Annotated in this window: 20 protein-coding genes and 1 pseudogene; 5 read left to right on the top strand and 16 right to left on the bottom strand. The window is 51.9% G+C overall.

The features are described 5' to 3' along the window. Positions 1-61: 61 nt before the first annotated feature. The 11 genes from ptsP to GT409_RS12615 form a co-directional block, all read right to left on the bottom strand. On the bottom strand, positions 62-1,840 hold the full coding sequence (gene ptsP, locus GT409_RS12665) for a phosphoenolpyruvate--protein phosphotransferase (RefSeq protein WP_160629435.1): 1,779 nt from the start codon (positions 1,838-1,840) through the stop codon (positions 62-64). 1 nt (position 1,841) lies between these two features. Continuing rightward, entirely contained in the window at positions 1,842-2,123 is a 282-nt protein-coding gene (locus tag GT409_RS12660; protein ID WP_160629434.1) for an HPr family phosphocarrier protein, read from the bottom strand. Continuing rightward, complete coding sequence (gene hprK, locus GT409_RS12655; protein WP_160629433.1) at positions 2,123-3,061, bottom strand: HPr(Ser) kinase/phosphatase; 939 nt, start codon at positions 3,059-3,061, stop codon at positions 2,123-2,125. Before hprK ends, GT409_RS12660 begins: the two co-directional genes overlap by 1 nt. Before the next feature lie 15 nt (positions 3,062-3,076). Continuing rightward, on the bottom strand, positions 3,077-3,367 hold the full coding sequence (hpf, locus tag GT409_RS12650; RefSeq protein ID WP_160629432.1) for a ribosome hibernation-promoting factor, HPF/YfiA family: 291 nt from the start codon (positions 3,365-3,367) through the stop codon (positions 3,077-3,079). 17 nt (positions 3,368-3,384) lie between these two features. Continuing rightward, positions 3,385-4,119: an LPS export ABC transporter ATP-binding protein gene (lptB, locus tag GT409_RS12645; protein WP_233231557.1), complete on the bottom strand. Its 735-nt coding sequence runs from the start codon at positions 4,117-4,119 to the stop codon at positions 3,385-3,387. After that, the gene (locus GT409_RS12640; RefSeq protein ID WP_160629431.1) at positions 4,116-4,988 is read right to left on the bottom strand and encodes an LptA/OstA family protein; all 873 of its coding nucleotides are present in this window, start codon (positions 4,986-4,988) and stop codon (positions 4,116-4,118) included. The genes lptB and GT409_RS12640 overlap by 4 nt, the downstream gene beginning before the upstream one ends. Beyond that, complete coding sequence (gene kdsA, locus GT409_RS12635; RefSeq protein ID WP_160629430.1) at positions 4,985-5,800, bottom strand: 3-deoxy-8-phosphooctulonate synthase; 816 nt, start codon at positions 5,798-5,800, stop codon at positions 4,985-4,987. Before kdsA ends, GT409_RS12640 begins: the two co-directional genes overlap by 4 nt. A 115-nt stretch (positions 5,801-5,915) precedes the next feature. Continuing rightward, complete coding sequence (locus tag GT409_RS12630) at positions 5,916-6,374, bottom strand: hypothetical protein (RefSeq protein ID WP_160629429.1); 459 nt, start codon at positions 6,372-6,374, stop codon at positions 5,916-5,918. Between the two features lie 155 nt (positions 6,375-6,529). Continuing rightward, a complete protein-coding gene (gene kdsB, locus GT409_RS12625) occupies positions 6,530-7,300 on the bottom strand; it encodes a 3-deoxy-manno-octulosonate cytidylyltransferase (RefSeq protein WP_160629428.1) in 771 nt (256 codons plus the stop codon). After that, positions 7,290-8,051, bottom strand: coding sequence for a DUF3108 domain-containing protein (locus tag GT409_RS12620; protein ID WP_160629427.1), 762 nt, complete (start codon positions 8,049-8,051; stop codon positions 7,290-7,292). Before GT409_RS12620 ends, kdsB begins: the two co-directional genes overlap by 11 nt. A 46-nt stretch (positions 8,052-8,097) precedes the next feature. After that, positions 8,098-8,568 (bottom strand): deoxycytidylate deaminase, encoded by a 471-nt coding sequence (locus tag GT409_RS12615; protein ID WP_160629426.1) that lies wholly within the window; start codon positions 8,566-8,568, stop codon positions 8,098-8,100. A 188-nt stretch (positions 8,569-8,756) separates the two neighbouring features. On the opposite strand from GT409_RS12615, the gene GT409_RS12610 reads away from it, so the two are divergent. Then, positions 8,757-9,311: a hypothetical protein gene (locus GT409_RS12610; RefSeq protein WP_160629425.1), complete on the top strand. Its 555-nt coding sequence runs from the start codon at positions 8,757-8,759 to the stop codon at positions 9,309-9,311. 170 nt (positions 9,312-9,481) lie between these two features. Next, positions 9,482-10,990, top strand: a pseudogene (gene thiC / locus GT409_RS12605) (phosphomethylpyrimidine synthase ThiC); the annotation flags it as partial. Positions 10,991-11,088: 98 nt separating this feature from the next. Here thiC and GT409_RS12600 read toward each other — a convergent pair. The 4 genes from GT409_RS12600 to GT409_RS12585 all read right to left on the bottom strand — a co-directional run bounded on the left by GT409_RS12600 (position 11,089) and on the right by GT409_RS12585 (position 14,805). After that, entirely contained in the window at positions 11,089-12,309 is a 1,221-nt protein-coding gene (locus tag GT409_RS12600) for an FprA family A-type flavoprotein (RefSeq protein WP_160629423.1), read from the bottom strand. Positions 12,310-12,515: 206 nt separating this feature from the next. Continuing rightward, positions 12,516-13,076 (bottom strand): epoxyqueuosine reductase QueH, encoded by a 561-nt coding sequence (locus GT409_RS12595; protein WP_233231556.1) that lies wholly within the window; start codon positions 13,074-13,076, stop codon positions 12,516-12,518. A 16-nt stretch (positions 13,077-13,092) separates the two neighbouring features. Next, positions 13,093-14,217 carry a tRNA guanosine(34) transglycosylase Tgt gene (gene tgt / locus GT409_RS12590; protein WP_160629421.1) on the bottom strand — a complete coding sequence of 375 codons (1,125 nt, stop codon included), beginning with the start codon at positions 14,215-14,217 and terminating at the stop codon, positions 13,093-13,095. Positions 14,218-14,517: 300 nt separating this feature from the next. Next, complete coding sequence (locus GT409_RS12585) at positions 14,518-14,805, bottom strand: DUF2934 domain-containing protein (protein WP_160629420.1); 288 nt, start codon at positions 14,803-14,805, stop codon at positions 14,518-14,520. A gap of 183 nt (positions 14,806-14,988) precedes the next feature. On the opposite strand from GT409_RS12585, the gene argS reads away from it, so the two are divergent. Both argS and GT409_RS12575 read left to right on the top strand, forming a co-directional pair. Further along, positions 14,989-16,722 (top strand): arginine--tRNA ligase, encoded by a 1,734-nt coding sequence (argS, locus tag GT409_RS12580; RefSeq protein WP_160629419.1) that lies wholly within the window; start codon positions 14,989-14,991, stop codon positions 16,720-16,722. 194 nt (positions 16,723-16,916) lie between these two features. Further along, positions 16,917-17,135: a hypothetical protein gene (locus tag GT409_RS12575; RefSeq protein ID WP_160629418.1), complete on the top strand. Its 219-nt coding sequence runs from the start codon at positions 16,917-16,919 to the stop codon at positions 17,133-17,135. Between the two features lie 78 nt (positions 17,136-17,213). On the opposite strand, the gene GT409_RS16165 is transcribed toward GT409_RS12575, so the two are convergent. Beyond that, positions 17,214-17,534, bottom strand: a complete 321-nt coding sequence (locus GT409_RS16165; protein WP_408647964.1) for an alpha/beta hydrolase — start codon at positions 17,532-17,534, stop codon at positions 17,214-17,216. 599 nt (positions 17,535-18,133) lie between these two features. Between GT409_RS16165 and GT409_RS12565 the strand changes: the two genes are divergently transcribed. Beyond that, the gene (locus GT409_RS12565; protein WP_160629416.1) at positions 18,134-18,934 is read left to right on the top strand and encodes an ExeA family protein; all 801 of its coding nucleotides are present in this window, start codon (positions 18,134-18,136) and stop codon (positions 18,932-18,934) included. Positions 18,935-19,138: the final 204 nt, after the last annotated feature.

Here is a 19,138-nt window from a genome sequence, read left to right as displayed (position 1 = left end):
ATTAAAATCCCTATCCAATAAATTCGTTTATCCGGATTTATGGATTTGGAATATATCCACTTCAGCTGATCAGCTCAAGAATTTCCGGAGAGGTTTTTTTGAGCAAGGCACGGCATTCGGCAGCAATATCCTCAGAAGAGGACATCCTCAGAGCGTCTTCCGCCAGGCGGCGACAGTCCGAATAATGCAGATTTCGAATAACGTCTTTGATCATTGGAACCGATGGCGGACTGATACTGAGCCGATTGACTCCCAGCCCGATCAGCAAAGGCGCCAACTCCGGCGATGCTGCCGTCTGTCCGCAAACCATTACCGGAATCCGATACTGCTGTCCTGTCTGAACGACCTGATGTATCAGACGAATAACCGAAGCATGTGTAGGGCGATAAAGATGAGCCACTTTTTCATTCACACGGTCAATCGCCAAGGTGTACTGAATAAGGTCATTGGTTCCGATACTGAAGAAGTCGACGTGAGGAGCAATAAGATCCACTGTCAATGCTGCCGAAGGCACCTCAATCAATACTCCGATTTTAATGCGGTCGGCACAGGGAAGTCCTTCCGATTTCAACTCCTGCCGACATTCCTCAAGCAGGGTGTTCGCCTCCAGCACCTCACTCACGCAGCTGATCATCGGATACATCATGGCAATATTGCGCCCCGCTGCTGCACGCAGGATTGCCCGCAACTGAACCTTAAACAGCTTTACACTGCCCAGGCAGAAACGAATTGCCCTCCAGCCGAGAAACGGGTTGGCTTCCTGATCAACCCGAATTCCGGCAGAACATTTATCCCCCCCTAAATCAAGCGTGCGAATGACTACTTCATTTCCACCGCATTGATCTGCCGCCTCGCTGTAAACCTGTATCTGCGTTTCTTCATCAGGCAGCTGTTTTTTCTGGAATAAAAATTCTGTACGAAACAACCCGATACCCTGAGCACCGAAACGATCAATCGAAACAATTTCGTTCGGCAGTTCAATATTGGCTGCGATCGGGACGCAATATCCATCCTTGGTTTCGGACTGCTCATCCTTAAGCGTTTCCAACTCGCCAAGAATCATCTTCAGCTCTTCGGCCCGCTGAGCATAGGTCAACAGTGTTGCCGACGATGGACGAATAACAACCACCCCTTTGGCTCCATCCACCAACACCGTATCGCCGGCGTTAATTCGTGTGCTGACGTCATGCAAACCCACGACCGCAGGAACCTCCAAAGCCCGAGCCATAATGGCAGCATGCGATGTCGAGCTGCCGATATCCGCCACCAACGCCTGCACGATATCCCGATTCATTCCTGCCGTGTCCGATGGAGAAAAATCATGAGCCACAGCAATGCAGGGATGCTCCAGGCAGTTCAGTCGATCCATTCCCTCCCCGGCCAGGTTTTTAACAATACGCCGGGTTACATCGTGTACATCAGCAGCCCGTTCGCGAAGATAATCGTCCTCAACCTTTGCCAGCATACTGGTATAGTTACCGGACACTTCATTCACAATGGATTCAACATTGCGACGGTTTTCGCGAAGACTACGAATGACCTCTTCGATGAAATACCGGTCGTCCACAACCAGCAAGTGCGCATCAAAGATGCCCGCATGTTCCGATCCCAGCATTATCTCCACATTATGCTGGATTTCCGAGATCTGGTGCCGGGTTTTGATCAGGGCCTCCTCAAACCGCGCAATTTCGAGGGGAATTTCACTTTCGCTGATATTCCGCTCAGGAACCGCAAAACCTTCAGAAGCAAAAACAACAGCATCGCCCACAGCTACACCGGGAGAAACTCCGATTCCCTGAAGAACCAGCTCTTCCAGGCCCTCTGAGGCTTCTACAGACACACTACTCCTCAAAAAATTTGTTTTCGAACAGCTCTGCGATTTCAGCCATGGCTTCTTCTGCGTCTTCGCCAACGGTCTGAACAGACAAACAGGCACCCTGATGCCCTTCTATAGTCAACAGCCCCATAATACTTTTAGCAGAAACCTCAGATCCTTCTTTACCAATCAGAATTTCCGAGGAGTATTTCCCGGCAGCTTTTACCAGTAATGCGGCCGGGCGGGCATGAATTCCATACTGGTTCTCCACCGTAAACTCGCGAACAATTTTTTTTGTATCGCCCATTACGCACCTGCCCTGCGAAGAAATGATCCGATAACTTTTTCATCCAGTTCTTTTGCAGCATCATGCCCAAGCGTTTTCAGTTTATGGTTCAATGCTGTGGCTTCCACAATGTTGGCCATATCTCTTCCCGGACTCACCGGAAGAGAATAGTATGGAAATTTCGCATCCAAAATCTCAATTTCGCTCGGTTTAATTCCGGTTCGTTCTTCTTCGCGGTCATGTTGATACGGATGAAGCTCAATCACCAGATCCAGCTCACTCTCCCGACGAATCGCCGCCACACCAAACAGGCTGGGCACATGAACAATCCCCACACCGCGAATTTCCATATGATAGCGGGTCAGTTCGTTTGCATACCCCACAACCCGTTCGCGACTGTCACGTACCACCTCAGTGACATCATCCGCCACCAGACAGTACCCCCGCTCAATCAGAGACAATGCGGTTTCGCTTTTTCCAATTCCGGCTTTTCCCTGCAGCAGAACACCGACCCCCATAATTTCCAGCATCGTCCCCTGCACCCGCCCGCGCGGAGCAGTCAGTTCTTCGATCAACAAAGTGGATTCATTGATAAAATGACTGGTAATCATGGTCGTTCGAAACAGCGGAACCGAATACTCTTCAGCTAACGTCAAAAACTCCGGCAAGGGGTTGCGGTTCCGGGCAATGACAATGCCGGGAATATTTTTTTCAAAAATCCCGCGCAACCGGGATACGCGTTCATCTGAATCCAGACTTTTCAAATAAGTGAATTCAGCCAGACCGAACACCTGAAGGCGGCGCTGCGCAAAGTATTGAAAAAATCCGGTTAAAGCCAACCCCGGACGGTTGATCGCCTTTTCTTCGACCGGTCTTTTGAGAGCATTCTCCCCAGTAACCAGTTCGAGCGAAAGCCGACCGCGGCCCTGTTCCCAGAAATCTTTCAACGTAATCGACACAGCGCCAACTCCTTCTTAATGATGATCCTGCACTTTTTCGCGCAGTTTGCGCAACTGACGTTCCGCTTTTTCTATCGCTTCGTCAATCGATGTGTACATGTTTTGCGATGTTGACTCCGCTTCCACATGAAGGTTTTTTCCTTTAATTACCACTTCTGCGGTATGCATCCGTTTCTGAAGCTCCAGAACAACCTGCACGTCCTGAATCCGCGACAACCCGCTCAAGGAACGATCTGCCTTCGCATAGATATGCTCCCGGATTCCTTCAGTGATCTCAACATGCCGTCCTGTGATATGCACCTGCATGAGCTTCTCCCTTCTTGTTACATACTGAACCGCGGCCCCAAATAGAGCTCCCGGCTCACTTCATCGTTCACCAGGAAAGAGCTGGCTCCTTCGCGCAGCACTTTCCCCTCGCACATGAGATAGGCCCGGTCCACAACCGCCAGCGTCTCGCGAACGTTATGGTCGGTAATCAGCACCCCGAGACCTTTCTCACGAAGCTCCTTAATGATTTCCTGCACCTCATAAACCGCCAGCGGATCCACTCCGCTGAACGGCTCATCGAGCAAAATAAGTGACGGATTGGTCACCAGTGCACGCGTAATTTCGAGGCGACGACGCTCTCCCCCCGACAACGTATAGGCCCGCTGTTTGGCCAGGTGGGAAATCTTCAGTTCACTCAGCAGAAACTCCAGCCGTTCGCGGCGTTCGCGACGCGAAATCGGAAGCGTTTCAAGAATCGCCATTACATTTTCCTGCACTGTCAGTTTTCGAAAAATGGAAGGTTCCTGAGACAGATATCCCATTCCCATACGGGCGCGCTGATACATCGGAACCTTGGAAACATTCCGATCCTTGAAAAAGACCTGTCCACCCGTCGGATGAACCAGCCCGGTCACCATATAAAACGTTGTGGTTTTTCCGGCCCCGTTGGGGCCCAGCAACCCAACAATTTCTCCCAAGCGGACATTCACATCCACTCCATTAACCACTGTCTTCCCGCGATAGCTCTTTACAAGCTTTTCCGTACGAACCAGATAATCTTCGCTCATCATTTCTTCTCAAAAAGTTCCGTATTTATTTTCTGATCCGGGTAAATCACCAACTTAGCTTCCGGCTCGCAAACCATGCGCTCCGAGGCCCTCCAAAAACGGATGCGATCGCCCATCAGCATATTATCTCCATCGGACAGCCGGGGATTGCCTTCCAGCACAAACTCATCAGTTTTAACATCATAAACGGCCTTATCCGCATACGCTTCCCGTCCTTCATGCAGGATTCTAACGTCGGTTAACGCCTCTATCCAGTCAATTTCACTGTTTTCGCCAAACCGAATTTCAAGTGACTGAGAGTCCATTTCCAGCTGAGAATCATCCACATGAACCATATCGACAAACCGGGCACTTCGGCCCTCATAGTTTAGAAAAAGCTCTTTGGACGTAATCACCGTGACGCTGTTCGACAACGCAGCATCGTCATCGCTCGGGTGAATATCGGCTTGCTGCATCACATCACTGATTTCCACGCGGCAATCGTCCAGCACATGCACCGTGCGCTCTCCGGCCTTCAGCTCAAATCCCTTTCCGTCCAGCACCACACCGTCCATTTCCGCATGCACCGGAGCATCCGAGTGCGCCATACCGGCCTGACGGTCATAGAAACAGTACGGAGACTCCGCATGCAGTAAAACCTCGCCGTCATTGTAAAACTCAAGGCGCACCCCCTCGATCTTCACCTTGTTGTCCGCGCCCATGATGGCATGATCTCCGAACAGCTGCGACGTCATCTGCCCCTGCTCGTCATACTCCGGCACACGAAAGCCGGAAATCTCCATTCCTTCGATCTGCGCCGCCGCATTCAGCGACAACAAAACCGCCGGCACGGCAACTTTCCAAACATTGGAAAAAGCGAAAGAATTCATCATTTCACCTCATCAATTGCGCTCAGTTTTTTCCACAGCCTGGAAAGATCCTTCGTCGGAATCATATTCGGACCGTCGGACAGCGCATTTTCCGGATCCGGATGCGTTTCAATAAACATACCGTCCACGCCGACCGCCGCCGCGGCCTTCGCCAAATACGGTGCGAAACGGCCGTCGCCGCCCGAACTGTCCCCCTTTCCGCCCGGCGACTGCACCGAATGCGTCGCATCAAAAATCACCGGATAGCCCAGTTCGCGCATAATAATCAGGCTGCGCATGTCCGCCACCAGCGTGTTGTAGCCGAAACTTGCACCGCGCTCCGTCAGCATGATTTTCGTGTTACCGGTCGACTCAATCTTTTTGACCACCTGGGCCATGTCCCACGGCGCAGCAAACTGCGCCTTCTTCACATTCACCACAGCGCCACTTTCGCCGGCAGCCACCACGATGTCGGTCTGCCGGATCAGAAACGCCGGCAACTGAATGATGTCGACCACTTTAGATGCAATATGGATTTCCTCCACGCTGTGAACGTCCGTCAACACCGGCACGTTGTACTTCTCCTTAATCTCCGAAAGGATTTCGAGGCCCTTGGCGATGCCCGGCCCGCGGTAGGAGTTGATCGACGTACGGTTCGCCTTATCGTATGACGCCTTAAACACCAGCGGAATATTCTGTTTTTTCGACAGCTTCACCAGCTTATCGGCAATCGCCATACAACCTTCGCGGCTTTCAATCACGCACGGCCCGGCAATCAGCGCCAGCGGACTCCTTCCGCCGAATTTCACGCCTTTTACATTGATCGTCTTAGTCATTTTTTCTCCCGTAAACTTAAAACCCTATGCCGCCTACTCCGGCGAGCAACTGGCTATTTTCATGATAAGTAAAATGCGCATGCGTATTTATAGGCTTATCCTGATGACAAATCATCTATTCTTTGCCTGGGCGTACCACCATTTCCTTCACATGCGGGGCAACAAGCAATAAAACGGCAAAACCAAACAATATTGCTGTTAAATTATATGTGGGGATTCCTCGTTGAATTAAAAATACTGACGCAATTAATCCCAACAAATACCCTCCCCGGGCTCTCAATCCCATAAAAATACCCGCACTGAAATATACAATATACCTAAAAGTCTCAAATGGGCTGGGGACATCTACATTTTCAATGTGATTTACTGCCATATAGCGCGAGAAATGATCAAGAAGAACCATTGACCCTAATAAAAACAATAATAATCCCAGCACGCCTATATTTCGATAATTACTAGCCTTCTTCTTTTCATCTTTTGGTAAATTCCGATACTTCACTGACTGGGGAAGATTACAAAAACCGCACACATCATCCGCTACCCTCTTCTTGCTGCAATATTTGCATCTTTTCACGCAGTCTCCTCCTCAACAATTGCTTTTATCCGCCTATATTTTTCAAAATCTGTTCCACTTTTTCGACATCCTCGCAATGGGGTCAGCACAATGGGGTCAGAACGCTTTTTCATCATTTCGTTTCATGTTCACATAAACCCTTTTCAAAAGCGGCGTTACGCTTCGCTTTTAACACCGCACTCCAAAATGGCTTCTACTTTTGCAACATCCTCGGGCGTGTCGACTCCAATACCGACATCCTCCACTTTCAAAACGTTCATCCTGCAGCCGATATTCAGCGCGCGAAGCTGCTCGAGTTTTTCGAGGTTTTCTAAAAGACACGGCGGCTCTGCAACCAGCGTCATTAAATATTCACGGGTATAAGCATAAATTCCGAGATGGCGGAAGTGAGCATCAGCAACGTCCGTTCCCTCATCGCGCACATACGGAATCGGCGCGCGCGAAAAATAGAGAGCCTGCCCGTCGCGACCAAACACCGCTTTAACCACAGCAGGGTTTTTCAGGTCGGCTTCGGTTTTTATCGGGGTGGCAGCAGTCGCCATATCCCAATCGCCGGAAAGCATCACCTGTCCCAGCCGGTCGATCAGCGCTGGATCCATCAACGGTTCGTCGCCCTGAATATTGATGACCACATCACACTCCTCGCCGGCAACGGCCTCGGCGATTCGGTCCGTGCCGGACGGATGGTCGGCACGCGTCATCACGGCTTTGACATCAGGGATATCAAACGATGCCACCGCATCAACAATGCGCTGGTCATCAGTCGCCACAATCACCGCACTCAGCGTTCTTGCCTGCACCACGCGCTCAACGACTCGTTGAATCATTGGCTTTCCGGCAATCATCACCAGCGGTTTACCCGGCAGACGGGTCGAAGCCCACCGCGCCGGAATCACGCCGACCACCCGTTTGTTTTCAATCGTCATCGTCTTTTTTTTCCTTAATCCAGAAATCGTCTCCCGGACCATTTACCTTCTGAAGCTTAATCCGCACACTGCCCAGCGGGACATGAACCTTGGCAAAGGTCAGCAGTCGGCGGGAATCACGCGAAACCCACAGCGTAGCCTTTCCTTTGCGCACAAACAAGCCGTCAAACATCGCTTCCGGCACCATCCTCAGGCTCGGAATTTTGCGTTTATAGTCCGGAAGCCGGACCTCCTCCTCCTCTTCGGTGGTCACGATCAGATCATAGAGCTTTTCATCGGCCATCACCTGGCGCTTCAGCACCTGGTTCGGTTCCAGCGGACTGGAACGCATGAAATAAAGAAAGCTTAGAATATCACGGGTGTCTGCCTCGATCGGATACTCTTTTTGGCTCCCGTTGGTCTGATGCTCATAGCGCGCCACTTTTTCTTTAAAATCAAACGTCGTTATCTCGTGGCAGCGATACCCGCCTTCCTTGATATTTTTCGTATACTGAATCGGCAGAAAGGTCTTCGGATCGACCAGGGTTTCGTGGTTATCATCGACCGGCCACACCTTAAAAACCGCATAGGTCTCCGTGTGCTGGCGCAGCACCAGCACTTCGCGGCCGTCCATGATTTCCATGGACGTGCTGGCGATAGCCGTAGCAACCCGGATGCCGTTCCAGCTCACGGAATAAACCAGCTCCTCGCCGACCGGAAACGGAAGATCTCCGCCCAGAACCGCTGAGGCCAGCAGTAAAGTTCCAAGCATTGCCTGCCTAAAGCTGCGTCGAATGGGAAACCGCCGCGTCAAAACATCACCCCTCTCTGACAAACTGCCGGCACACAACTCCCGCTTCTTTGAACAAAGCCCGGGCCTGATCGTTAAAATGATATTCCCGCTCGTAAACAACCTCGGAGATGCCCGCGTTGATCATCATTTTGGTACACATCAGGCAGGGGCTGATTGTGCAGTACAGTACTCCGTCCTTAACTGAAATCCCGTGATAGGCCGCCTGCACAATCGCATTTTCCTCTGCGTGACAGCAGATGCAGTCGCCAAGGCTTCCGCCCGAGGGAGCATCGGACGCACAGCGCGCGCAACCACCATCACAGCAGTTGGTGATTCCACGCGGGGTTCCGTTATAACCGGTCGAAACAATCCGCCGATCACGCACAATCACCGCTGCGACCTGCCGCCGCGAACAGTTTCCCCGTCGCGCCACCACATGGGCGATATCCATAAAATATTCATCCCATCCGGGACGTTTGTTTTTCTGCTCGCTCATAAAACCTCTTACAATCCTAAGGCTAAAACATACACGATAAGGAATACAGACCGCCGAATACGAGATAATTCCCGCCCTGGCACGGCAGCAAAACATGCCAGACATTGCTAACAGCCTCCGGGCCGGGTATTGCAAAAGGTTTTCATTTACAGTCACATTAGAGTCTTTCATCATTAACGGCAGATACAATGCGTAACCAAACAACAGTTTTACTGATTTTGCTGGTCCTGACCGGACTGCTGGTTTTCGTGCCGACACCCGAGCAATCGGTTCCAACCCTTGAAAAAACAGAGCCGACCCCGACAGCCACACAGGAAAACCTAACCAACGTTTTCCACGAAGAGCTCAGCCTGCCCGTTCCGTTCTACCAGACAGCTGCATCCAACCTGCCGGCATTGGACGAATCGCCCGCCCCTCCGTCACTGCAGGACCGCCTGTTCAGTTCTCCACTGACCAATACACTGCAAAGCCGCACAGGCAGCTACACAAATCTATCCGACCTGTTTCAGAACGATGGATCGTTCTCTACAGAACTCCAGAGCAGTTGGCTAACACCCTATCTGTTCCCGAACCGGACTCTTCCGGAACTCAGGCTCCGGGTGGTCAAAGATCCGGAAACCGACCAATACCGAATTTCCGGCGGAGCCCTAAGCCTTCCACAAAGCGGTCTTGAGGCCGGATATGAGCTGGAAATGGACAACGAAAACTACAAAGCCACCATCCAATGGAAAAAAGAGTTCTGAAAAGGCTTTGATCGCTGTTCGGCTCCGATATACTACGGTTTCTGCTGGGGGTGCCCCGGAAATCCGGCGTGCTGAGAACCAACCCTTTGAACCTGCGCGGATAATGCCGCGAAGGGAAGCGGCGACCCGTCAAGGGTCTCCCCTTCCTGCTTTTTGAGGAGACCGAAAAAATGACAGAACTTGAAACGTATTTTCCGCATTCACGCAAGGTATACATCACCGGGTCCCGTCCCGACATCCGCGTTCCTTTCCGCGAAATCGAACTCGCTCATACCCTCAACGAGGACGGCACCCAGAAAGAGTTCAACGCTCCGGTCCGCGTCTATGACACATCCGGTCCGCAGACCGACGGCCCACTGCCCGCCCTGCGCGCCGATTGGATTGCCGAGCGCGAAAACCTCACCCAGCTTGAACACGCCCGCGCCGGAACCATCACGCCGGAAATGGAATTCATCGCCATCCGCGAAAAAACAGAACCGGAGATCGTGCGCGACGAGATCGCCGCCGGACGCGCTGTTATTCCTGCCAACCGCTGTCACCCCGAATGCGAACCGATGATTATCGGGCGCAAATTCCGCACAAAAATCAATGCCAACATCGGCAACTCCGCACTCGGCTCATCCATCGAAAAAGAGCTCGAAAAAATGCGCTGGTCCGTCATCTGGGGCGCGGACACCGTGATGGATCTATCCACCGGCGAACAGATCCACGAAACGCGCGAAGCCATTCTGCGCCACTGCCCCACCCCAATCGGCACCGTTCCGATCTATCAGGCACTCCAAAAAGTCGGCGGAGAAATCGGCGACCTCACCTGGGAATCCTACCGCGAAACACTCATCGAACAGGCCGAACAGGGCGTCGACTATTTCACCATCCACGCCGGTGTTCTGCAAAAACACATTCCGCTCGCCAACCAGCGCCTCACCGGCATCGTCAGCCGCGGCGGCTCCATCATGGCGCAGTGGATGAAAACCCACAACTGCGAGAGCTTCCTCTACACACACTTTGAGGAAATCTGCGAAATCATGCGCGAATACGACATCACCTTCTCGCTCGGCGACGGCCTCCGTCCCGGTTGCCTGGCTGACGCCAACGACGACGCCCAGTTCGGCGAACTCAAAACGCTCGGCGAACTCACGCAGATTGCGTGGAAGCACGGCTGCCAGGTGATGATTGAAGGCCCCGGCCATGTGCCCATGCACAAGATTAAGGAAAACATGGACCGCCAGCTCGAAGACTGCTTCGAAGCCCCGTTCTACACCCTCGGCCCGCTGGTCACCGACCTCGCCGCCGGCTACGACCACATGAACAGCGCCATCGGCGGCGCCCTGATTGGATGGTACGGCTGCTCCATGCTCTGCTACGTCACCCCGAAAGAACATCTCGGTCTGCCGAACCGCGACGACGTGCGCGAAGGCGTTGTGGCCCATAAAATCGCTGCGCACGCCGCCGACCTCGCCAAAGGGATCCCCGGCGCACAGGACCGCGACAACGCCATCAGCAAAGCCCGCTTCGACTTCCGCTGGGAAGATCAGTTCAATCTCTGCTTCGACCCCGAACGCGCGCGCCGCTTCCGCGAAGAATCCCTGCCGCCCGGCGAACAGCACAACGTTAAGCAGCGCTACTGCTCCATGTGCGGCGAAAAATTCTGCTCCATGCGCATCAGCCACGACATCCGCAAATAATCAGGCATTCCAAACCTTCGAAACCTGAACAAAAAAACAGGCGGCAGGAAAAGTCCTGCCGCCTGTTTTCTTTAGATCATTACCGTCGAGAGCTACGCTTCCTCGAGGCTGTCGCAATAGGCTCCGACCGCTTTGCGGATTGCATCGTGATCCGCTTCCGTAGCCGCACCCTGCCACTCGAAACAACCGACCACATCCCAACCGGATTTTTCGGTTTTGGCTTCGAAGTCACGCTGAGCACCGCCGACCCAGCCATAGGAGCCGAAGCGGAAGACCTTTTTGTTTTTGACCTTCTTCATGATGAGCTCTTCGATCACATGCGCCATCGGCGGGAACATTTTGTACTCATAGGTCGGCATCCCGAAAATCAGCCCGCGGGATTTCCATGCATCCCCAAGAATATGTCCCACGTCATCGCCCGGAACCTGGTAAACATGCACTGGAATTTTACGACCGCGCAGAACCTCAATAATCGTGCTGACAATCTTTTTAGTGTTGCCGTACATACTGCTCCAGACCAGCGTCACTTCTTTTTCGCCCGGCCCTTTGCTGTACTCCGCATAACGTTTGTAGTGGTCAACAATCACACTGGGATTTTCGCGCCAGATGATTCCGTGAGACGGACAGATAATCTTGATGTCCAGTCCGCTCAGCTTCTCCAGACCTTTTAGAACCGGCAGACTGAAACTGGCCACAATGTTGGCGTAATAGCGGAGGGCCTCGTTTTCATAAAACGCATGCTTTTCGTCAGAAACCTGATCGTCAAACACAGCATCTTCATCCAGCGAGCCGTAGGAACCGAAGGCATCGCAGGAGAAAAGAATTCCGCGCTTCTTTTCATAGGTCATCATGGTTTCCGGCCAGTGAATATTCGGCGTGTTAAAGAACTGGAGTTCGTAATCGCCCAGCTCCAGCGTCATACCATCCGTAATCGCAACAGCGCGATCGGCAGGAACTCCGGAAAATGCCTCCAGCAACGGAACCGCTTTTTCGGTGCAGTAAATAACCGCCTTTGTGTTTTGCCTGCAGAAATCCCGCAGCCAGCCGCTGTGGTCCGGCTCCATGTGGTTCACCACCAGAATATCAATATCCTCAACACCGATCGATGCAGACTCAATCTGCCGGGAAACCGCTGCCGGAAAGTCCATGATGTCCTGCGTCAGATCAATCAGAACATTCTTATCCCCTTTAATCAGATAGCCGTTAATCGACACGCCATTCGGAATCGGCCAGATTCCCTCAAAAAGGTATCCTTCTTCCTCAATGTTCACCGACAGATGATAAATCTCATCAACTATTTTATGTATCTTCATTGTTTCTCCCTAAATTAAAGAAATGCCACCGAAAACAATCAGCAAGTATCCACAGTCGCTCCAAATCCAACTCTGAAAAGAACTGAAACATGAGTCGCCAAGTGGTATTTAAAATCGTATTGTATCGAGCAAAGTAGAGATTTCAAGCCCCGGCGCCTACAAGCAGCAATTCTCCGATGAGCCATTTATCTCGCGATCGTTTGCTATCAGCGCCGGGAAAACTCACAGCCACAGTAATTCTGGCGGTAAAGGCCATATTCCTCGCTCAGTTCAATGCTGCGCAGAAATCCCCCCTGCTTCTTGAAATCGATCGGTTCGAACCGCGGAAACTGCGCGCCGATCTCAAAAATAATCCGCGAAACCTTGTGTGGACTGAGCGTCAGCGTGGTGGCAAACGCTTCAATGCCAAGTCGTTCAGCCATCTGGTTGGTCCGTGCCAGCGAAAACTCGAAACATTTCTCACAACGCCTGCCCTTCTCTGGTTCGTTTTCCAAACCATGGATATGCTTCAGCCATTCAGCGTGGTCGTACTGGTCCTCTTCAATCACCAGATTCATCCGCCTCGCCAGCTTGCGGGCGTGCTCCAGCCGTTTCTGATATTCCGTTTCAGGATGAATATTAAAATTACTGAAAAAAAGAATCACCTCGCGCCCGGCCAGCACCATCCGCTCCGCCGACGGTGCCGCGCACGGCGCGCAGCAGGTATGCAACAGCAGCTTACCGCTGCCGGTTCCTGGAGATTCGTTATTGGTTATTGGAGTTCCCAATTTCAAGTTTCCAGTTTCAAATTTCCGGAATGTCACCGCCGGTGTACTGCGCTTCAAAATTGACAGCAAACTGCTGCAGCGCACCCTGTTCAATCGCGCTGCGCATTCCGGCCATCAGTTCCTGATAATAATGCAGGTTATGGCGGGTGATCAGCATCGGCCCCAGCATTTCCTGACACTTCAGCAAATGGTTGATATAGGCTCGCGAATAGTTTCGGCAGGCATAGCACTGACAATCGGGATCTATCGGCCGCGGATCGGCCGCGTGGCGGGCATTCATCAGATTGATCGTTCCTCGCCGCGTAAAGGCCTGGGCCGTGCGCCCCGAACGGGTCGGCAGAACACAGTCAAACATATCCACGCCGCGCATAACTGCTCCGACCAGATCCGGCGGTTTACCGACGCCCATCAGATAACGCGGCCGATCCTCCGGCAGGTGCGGAATTGTTTTTTCCAAGGTTTGGAACATCAGTTCCTGTCCCTCGCCAACCGCAAGACCGCCGATGGCATAGCCGTCGAAACCGATTTCCTTCAGCGCCTCGGCCGACTCTTCGCGAAGCTCGGGATAAATACTGCCCTGCACAATACCGAACAGTCCGTATCCGTCGCGCTGCTGAAAGGCCTCTTTAGAACGGACCGCCCAGCGCATGGAAAGCCGCATCGATTCGGCAGCGGTCTCCTCATCCGCCGGGAACGGCGTACATTCGTCAAAAGCCATCGTAATATCCGCATCGAGCAGATGCTGAATTTCGATAGAACGTTCAGGACTCAAATGCTGGCGGCTGCCGTCAACATGAGACTGAAAAGTCACCCCCTCCTCGGTGATTTTCCGAAGCTTGGAAAGGCTCATTACCTGATAGCCGCCGGAGTCGGTCAGAATCGGTTTGTCCCAATTCATAAACGTGTGCAGGCCGCCCAGTTCGGCCACACGCTCTGCGCCGGGACGCAGCATCAGGTGATAGGTATTTCCAAGCAGAATCTGTGCACCGGTCTCGGCCACCTGCTCAGGAAGCATTCCTTTTACCGTCGCCGCTGTACCGACCGGCATAAAGGCCGGCGTATCGATTGTGCCGTGCGCCGTTGTGATCGTTCCGCGCCGTGCCGCACCATCCTGTTTCAGTTTTTCATATCCAAATTTCATCCCGCCGAGGATACGGGAAATTTACTCGTAAAAAACACAAAACATCCGAAAAGACTCCCGCAGGGACCTCTGTGCGCCGCAATACGTACAGACCGCTTATAAGCAGACTCTGAAAGTCTCATTCTGATCGGCTTTTTCAATACATCGTCGCAAAGTGAAAACAAACGGTTTGTTCCTCAGCCGTGTCCTGCTGATCCTGCAAAACAAAAAACCCTGCCGGACGACAGGGTTTTGAACAATCTGAGGACAGCAAGCAGTCCTTTTTTATCCGGGCAAACCGGGAAGCAATCGTTCAGTCGCTTATTTAATTTGGAACTTAGATGAAATTGCCGCTTCGGCTTCCATCCAGTAATCAACAGCGCTTTTAGCATTGCCGTCATTTTCGGCAGCAAAATAGGCCGCTTCATTAACCATCGAATAGAATTTTTCTTTGGTTACAACTGTTTTTTTCGCAGCCGCTTTCTTTGCGACCTTTTTCTTGGCCGGAGCTTTTTTAGCAACGGCCTTCTTGACCGGAGCTTTTTTGGCAACCGCTTTTTTGGTTACTTTCTTCGCTGATGCTTTTTTTGCTGTTTTTTTCGCAGCCATCGGTTTCCCCCGTTGTTTTTTGTCACAAATAAACGCGGACTGGCCCGCTTTCTAAGGGCAGATTAATCTTGTTGTTTTTTAATGCAACCAAATTGTTTAGGTTTATTGATCTCTAACAAAAGGCACTTTATCTGCATCCGGAAATATGATTGCATCCCGCCTGCTTTTGACGAAAGAGAAACCATGAACAACAAGATTACATTGATTGAAAAACAGCTTTCCGACTGGTGCTCCGAAACCTTCACCGCCTGTTTCCCGGAGACAGATCTCTCCAGCATTCATCTCGGGGTGATTGAATCGAAGAAAGAACAGTTCGGCGACTACCAGTGCGAAGCCGCCATGAAACTCGCCAAAGCGCTCCAAAACAATCCGCGCGCCATTGGGCAGGCCTTCATCGACAAAGCCGTCCTCCCCGACGTCGTCGAAAAAATCGAAATCGCCGGCCCCGGATTCATTAACATCTTCCTCAAAAATGAAGGGCTCTCAGCCCAACTCGATGCAATGCTCGGCGACGACACCCTGGGCCTTCCAAACATTGGAAACGGCCAAACCGTCATCATCGACTACTCCAGCCCCAATGTGGCAAAACCGATGCATATCGGCCACATCCGCTCCACCGTCATCGGAAACTCACTGGACCGGCTTTACCGTGCGCTCGGATACAACGTCATCGCCGACAACCACCTCGGCGACTGGGGAACCCAGTTCGGCCTCATCATCCTCGGCTACCGCGAATTCGCCGATCAGGAAGCCCTGAAAACCGCACCGGTCGAAGAACTCGAACGCATCTACGTCGAAAGCTACAACCGCTCCAAGGACGACGACACCTGGCGAGATCGCGCCAAAGCCGAACTCGTCAAGCTCCAGCAAGGCGACGCAGAAAACCGCGCGCTCTGGGAAAAATTCATCGAACTGACCCTCAGCGAATTCAACAAAATCTACAAACGTCTCGATGTATCCTTCGACCTCTATCGCGGCGAAAGCTACTACAACGATGATCTCGCCAGCGTCATTGACCGTCTGCAGGCTGAAAAACTCTGCGAAGAATCCGAAGGTGCCCTCATCTGCAATCTGGAAGACGACAACCTCAACGTCGCCATCGTCCGCAAATCGGATGGCGGCTACAACTACACCACCACCGACATCGCCACCGTCGCCTCGCGCACCGAAGAGTTCCAACCTTCAGAAATCATTTACGTCACCGACGAACGCCAGCAGCTGCACTTCAAACAGTTCTTCCACATCTGCAAAAAGCTGGGCATCGATACCAAACTCACCCACGTCTGGTTCGGCCTCATGCGCCTGCCTGAAGCCACCTTCTCCACCCGCGAAGGAAACGTCATCAAGCTCGAAGCCCTGCTCGACGAAGCCGAGAAACGCGCGCTCGAAGTCGTTAAAGCCTCCAGCCCGGACATGGACGAAGCTCAGCAGCGCGAAGTCGCCCGCGCGATCGGAATCGGCGCCATCAAATACACCGACCTCAGCCAGAACCCGCAGAGCCTCGTCACCTTCACCTGGGAAAAAGCGCTCGCCATGGACGGCAACTCCGCGCCGTACCTTCAGTACGCCTACGCCCGCATCGCCTCCGTGCGCGACAAATACGCCGCGCAATTCCCGGACACAAATCCAGAAGACTTCCCGATCATTTTGACCGAAGAACAGGAACGTCGACTCGCGCTGAAGCTTACACGCTTTGCGTCCGCCGTTGAAGCCGCCGTGCGCCTCCACCGCCCCAGCATCATGGCTGACTACCTCTACGACCTCTCGCAGGCCTACAGTTCCTTCTACCAGAACGTCCCGTTCCTCAAAGCCGATGAAGGCCCGCGCGAAAGCCGCATCCGCATCTGCGCTCTCGCCGCTGCCGTCCTCAAAAACGGCCTCTCGCTGCTGGGAATCGAAACGCCGGAACGGATCTAACAGGCGAAGCCTGTACCTATTTTCCCAAAGGCTGAAAAAAAGCTCCAAGGATTGGACCAGTGAATGTTGCTGTCCTTCGACGTTAAGGAACGGCGTTTTTAGCTCGTCGGATTAATACAAAAATCATCTAAAAAATCGCTTTTCTTCCGGAAAAATAGTATAAGAAAACCGGAACGGGAGAAGGTGAGAAAACGATGAAACAGCATCTGCCAGAAGATCACGGAATGCACTTTTCGCACACGCATGCAATTTATCTGCATCCGATTCACCAGCTCACTATGCACCCAATGGTGCTGGCTATGCTGATTACCGGACTCATTGCAATAATGATTGCATGCCTGATCATAGCAATTACCACAGGAATCCGCCTGGACCTGCTGGACGCCGGACTCCGCGGATCCATATGGCGCTAACGTTCGCGTTTGTGCTTAACAGACTCGAATGAAGAAATACGCCTTTATTCTGTTTCCAAGGTTCGAATACCTTGCAGACTAGAGTTTGTCACAGCCAAACATCATTGATGTTCTCGCGGGCAATTTGTGTCCATCTTTTGAGACGGATGAGGTCGCCGTCCACCGTCTCAATATCCTTAGATTGATCTTTGCAACCGAAGCACACGCAGCGGCCAGAAGACCTCCGGTCGATCCGCCTCCGACCATCAACCGATTCGGATCAATCCCTAAATCAATCGCATGGCTTCTTACCCAGCGGATGCAGGGTTTAGCGTCCATTACGGATTCACGCGGCCTAGTACCGAGCCCTTTCCCTATACGATATTGAGGCGTAATTGCTACGTAACCGTGCGAGACCATCAACCACTCTGTTTGATCAACTGAGTAACAGAGCCTCTCTTCCAACCGCCGCCATAAAAGAAAACAACAGTAGGACGATCCTTTCAGGAAAACCCGCAGTGTCAAATTTCCCTGAGGGGTTTTCTTATAAACCTCCGTATGGGTCGTCATTTTAACGGATTCCTGTCACCCCGAGAAATGCGACTCAATCATTTCCTGTGGTGTTTGTGCCCAAACGGGGCATGCCACCAGCACACCGACAACCAATATAAATTGATGAGACTCCCTTCTCCATCATTTCAGCCGAATCCACACGGGCGAACAGAATATTAAAAGAAATAAAAAAATGACAAGAAAACTATCCGTTTATACAGTATAAAAAGCGAAGATTGACGATTCCGAATTCAGAAAAATACTCAAAGGGCAAACTGCCGATTCCAGTTGCACTCCCCTTCGACTGACCACAAAACGAAAACTTACCCCCCAAGTACCAGTCATTTATCAGGATTTTATTAAAGCCCAATTACTTGCAGGTTTTTCTTTAAACAGGAAATCGGTTTACCTATCCTCCCGGCCAAGTAGTGAAAGCCCATATTATGGAATATTTATCGTTCTGGGAAATGAGACAACCGCCATTTGAGTCAAACTGTGACGCTCAGTTTTTTTATGAAAGCGAAGCGCATGGCGAGGCGCTGGCACGTCTGCTTTACCTGGTTTCCGACCGCGGGATGGGCATGGGCGCCATGACCGGCGAAATCGGCAGCGGAAAAACCATGGTGTTAAATGTTCTGGGGTCCCGTCTTCGCAAAGACCTATACACAACGATCAAGCTCCATACGGCTCACCTGCCGTTTGAGCACATTCTAGCCGAAATCAACCAGCAGCTTCGCGGCTCAGGCGATGCTCCTGGAAATAATGATAAATATTACCAGCTCAAAGAGTTTGAAGGCATGCTTCATAACAAAGTGGGCGCCATTGGCAAACACCTGATTTTGGTCCTCGATGAGTCTCAGTTCCTGAGTAAAGAGTGTCTTGATGAGCTGAAATGCCTGACGAACTACAACCAACAGGAATCTCTCCTGACTATCATCCTTTCCGGTCAGCCAGAGCTGAAAGAGAAACTGAGCTCCCTGCCGCAGATTTATCAGCGACTGGGCATGTTTTGCTATTTGAAAAACCTGCGCTACGAAGAAGTCGCCCCGTACCTCCAGCACCGTCTGAAAACTGCCGGTGCCGAGAAACTGGATATATTCGAAGAAGACAGTATCGACCCGCTGTTTTCTTTTTCAGGCGGATGCCCTCGCCAGATCAACCGGGTCTGCAAACTGGCAGTTGACCGGGCATGTTTGATGAAAAAGGATCGAATTGATGCGGAGATGATTCGAATGATTGTGCGCGACATTGAAAAACATTTTGGATAAGCCAAAAATCCTCTGACGCCTACTGCAGCAATCATCACTGATCTTTTTTCCTTTAATAAACTCCACACTATGACTGTTATGGAGTTATCTGTATTTCTGGAAAAGATGTCCGGGGCTGTACAACCCTATTCTTTGGGGCCAGGCCATGGAGCCAGCGAACAAAAAAGAACGTCAGGAGATACACGTCCCTCTATTGCCATTTAC

This window comes from Tichowtungia aerotolerans (assembly GCF_009905215.1).
Taxonomy (GTDB): domain Bacteria; phylum Verrucomicrobiota; class Kiritimatiellia; order Kiritimatiellales; family Tichowtungiaceae; genus Tichowtungia; species Tichowtungia aerotolerans.
Note: the sequence above shows the minus strand (reverse complement) of the source record. Positions and strands in the feature narration are given on the sequence as shown.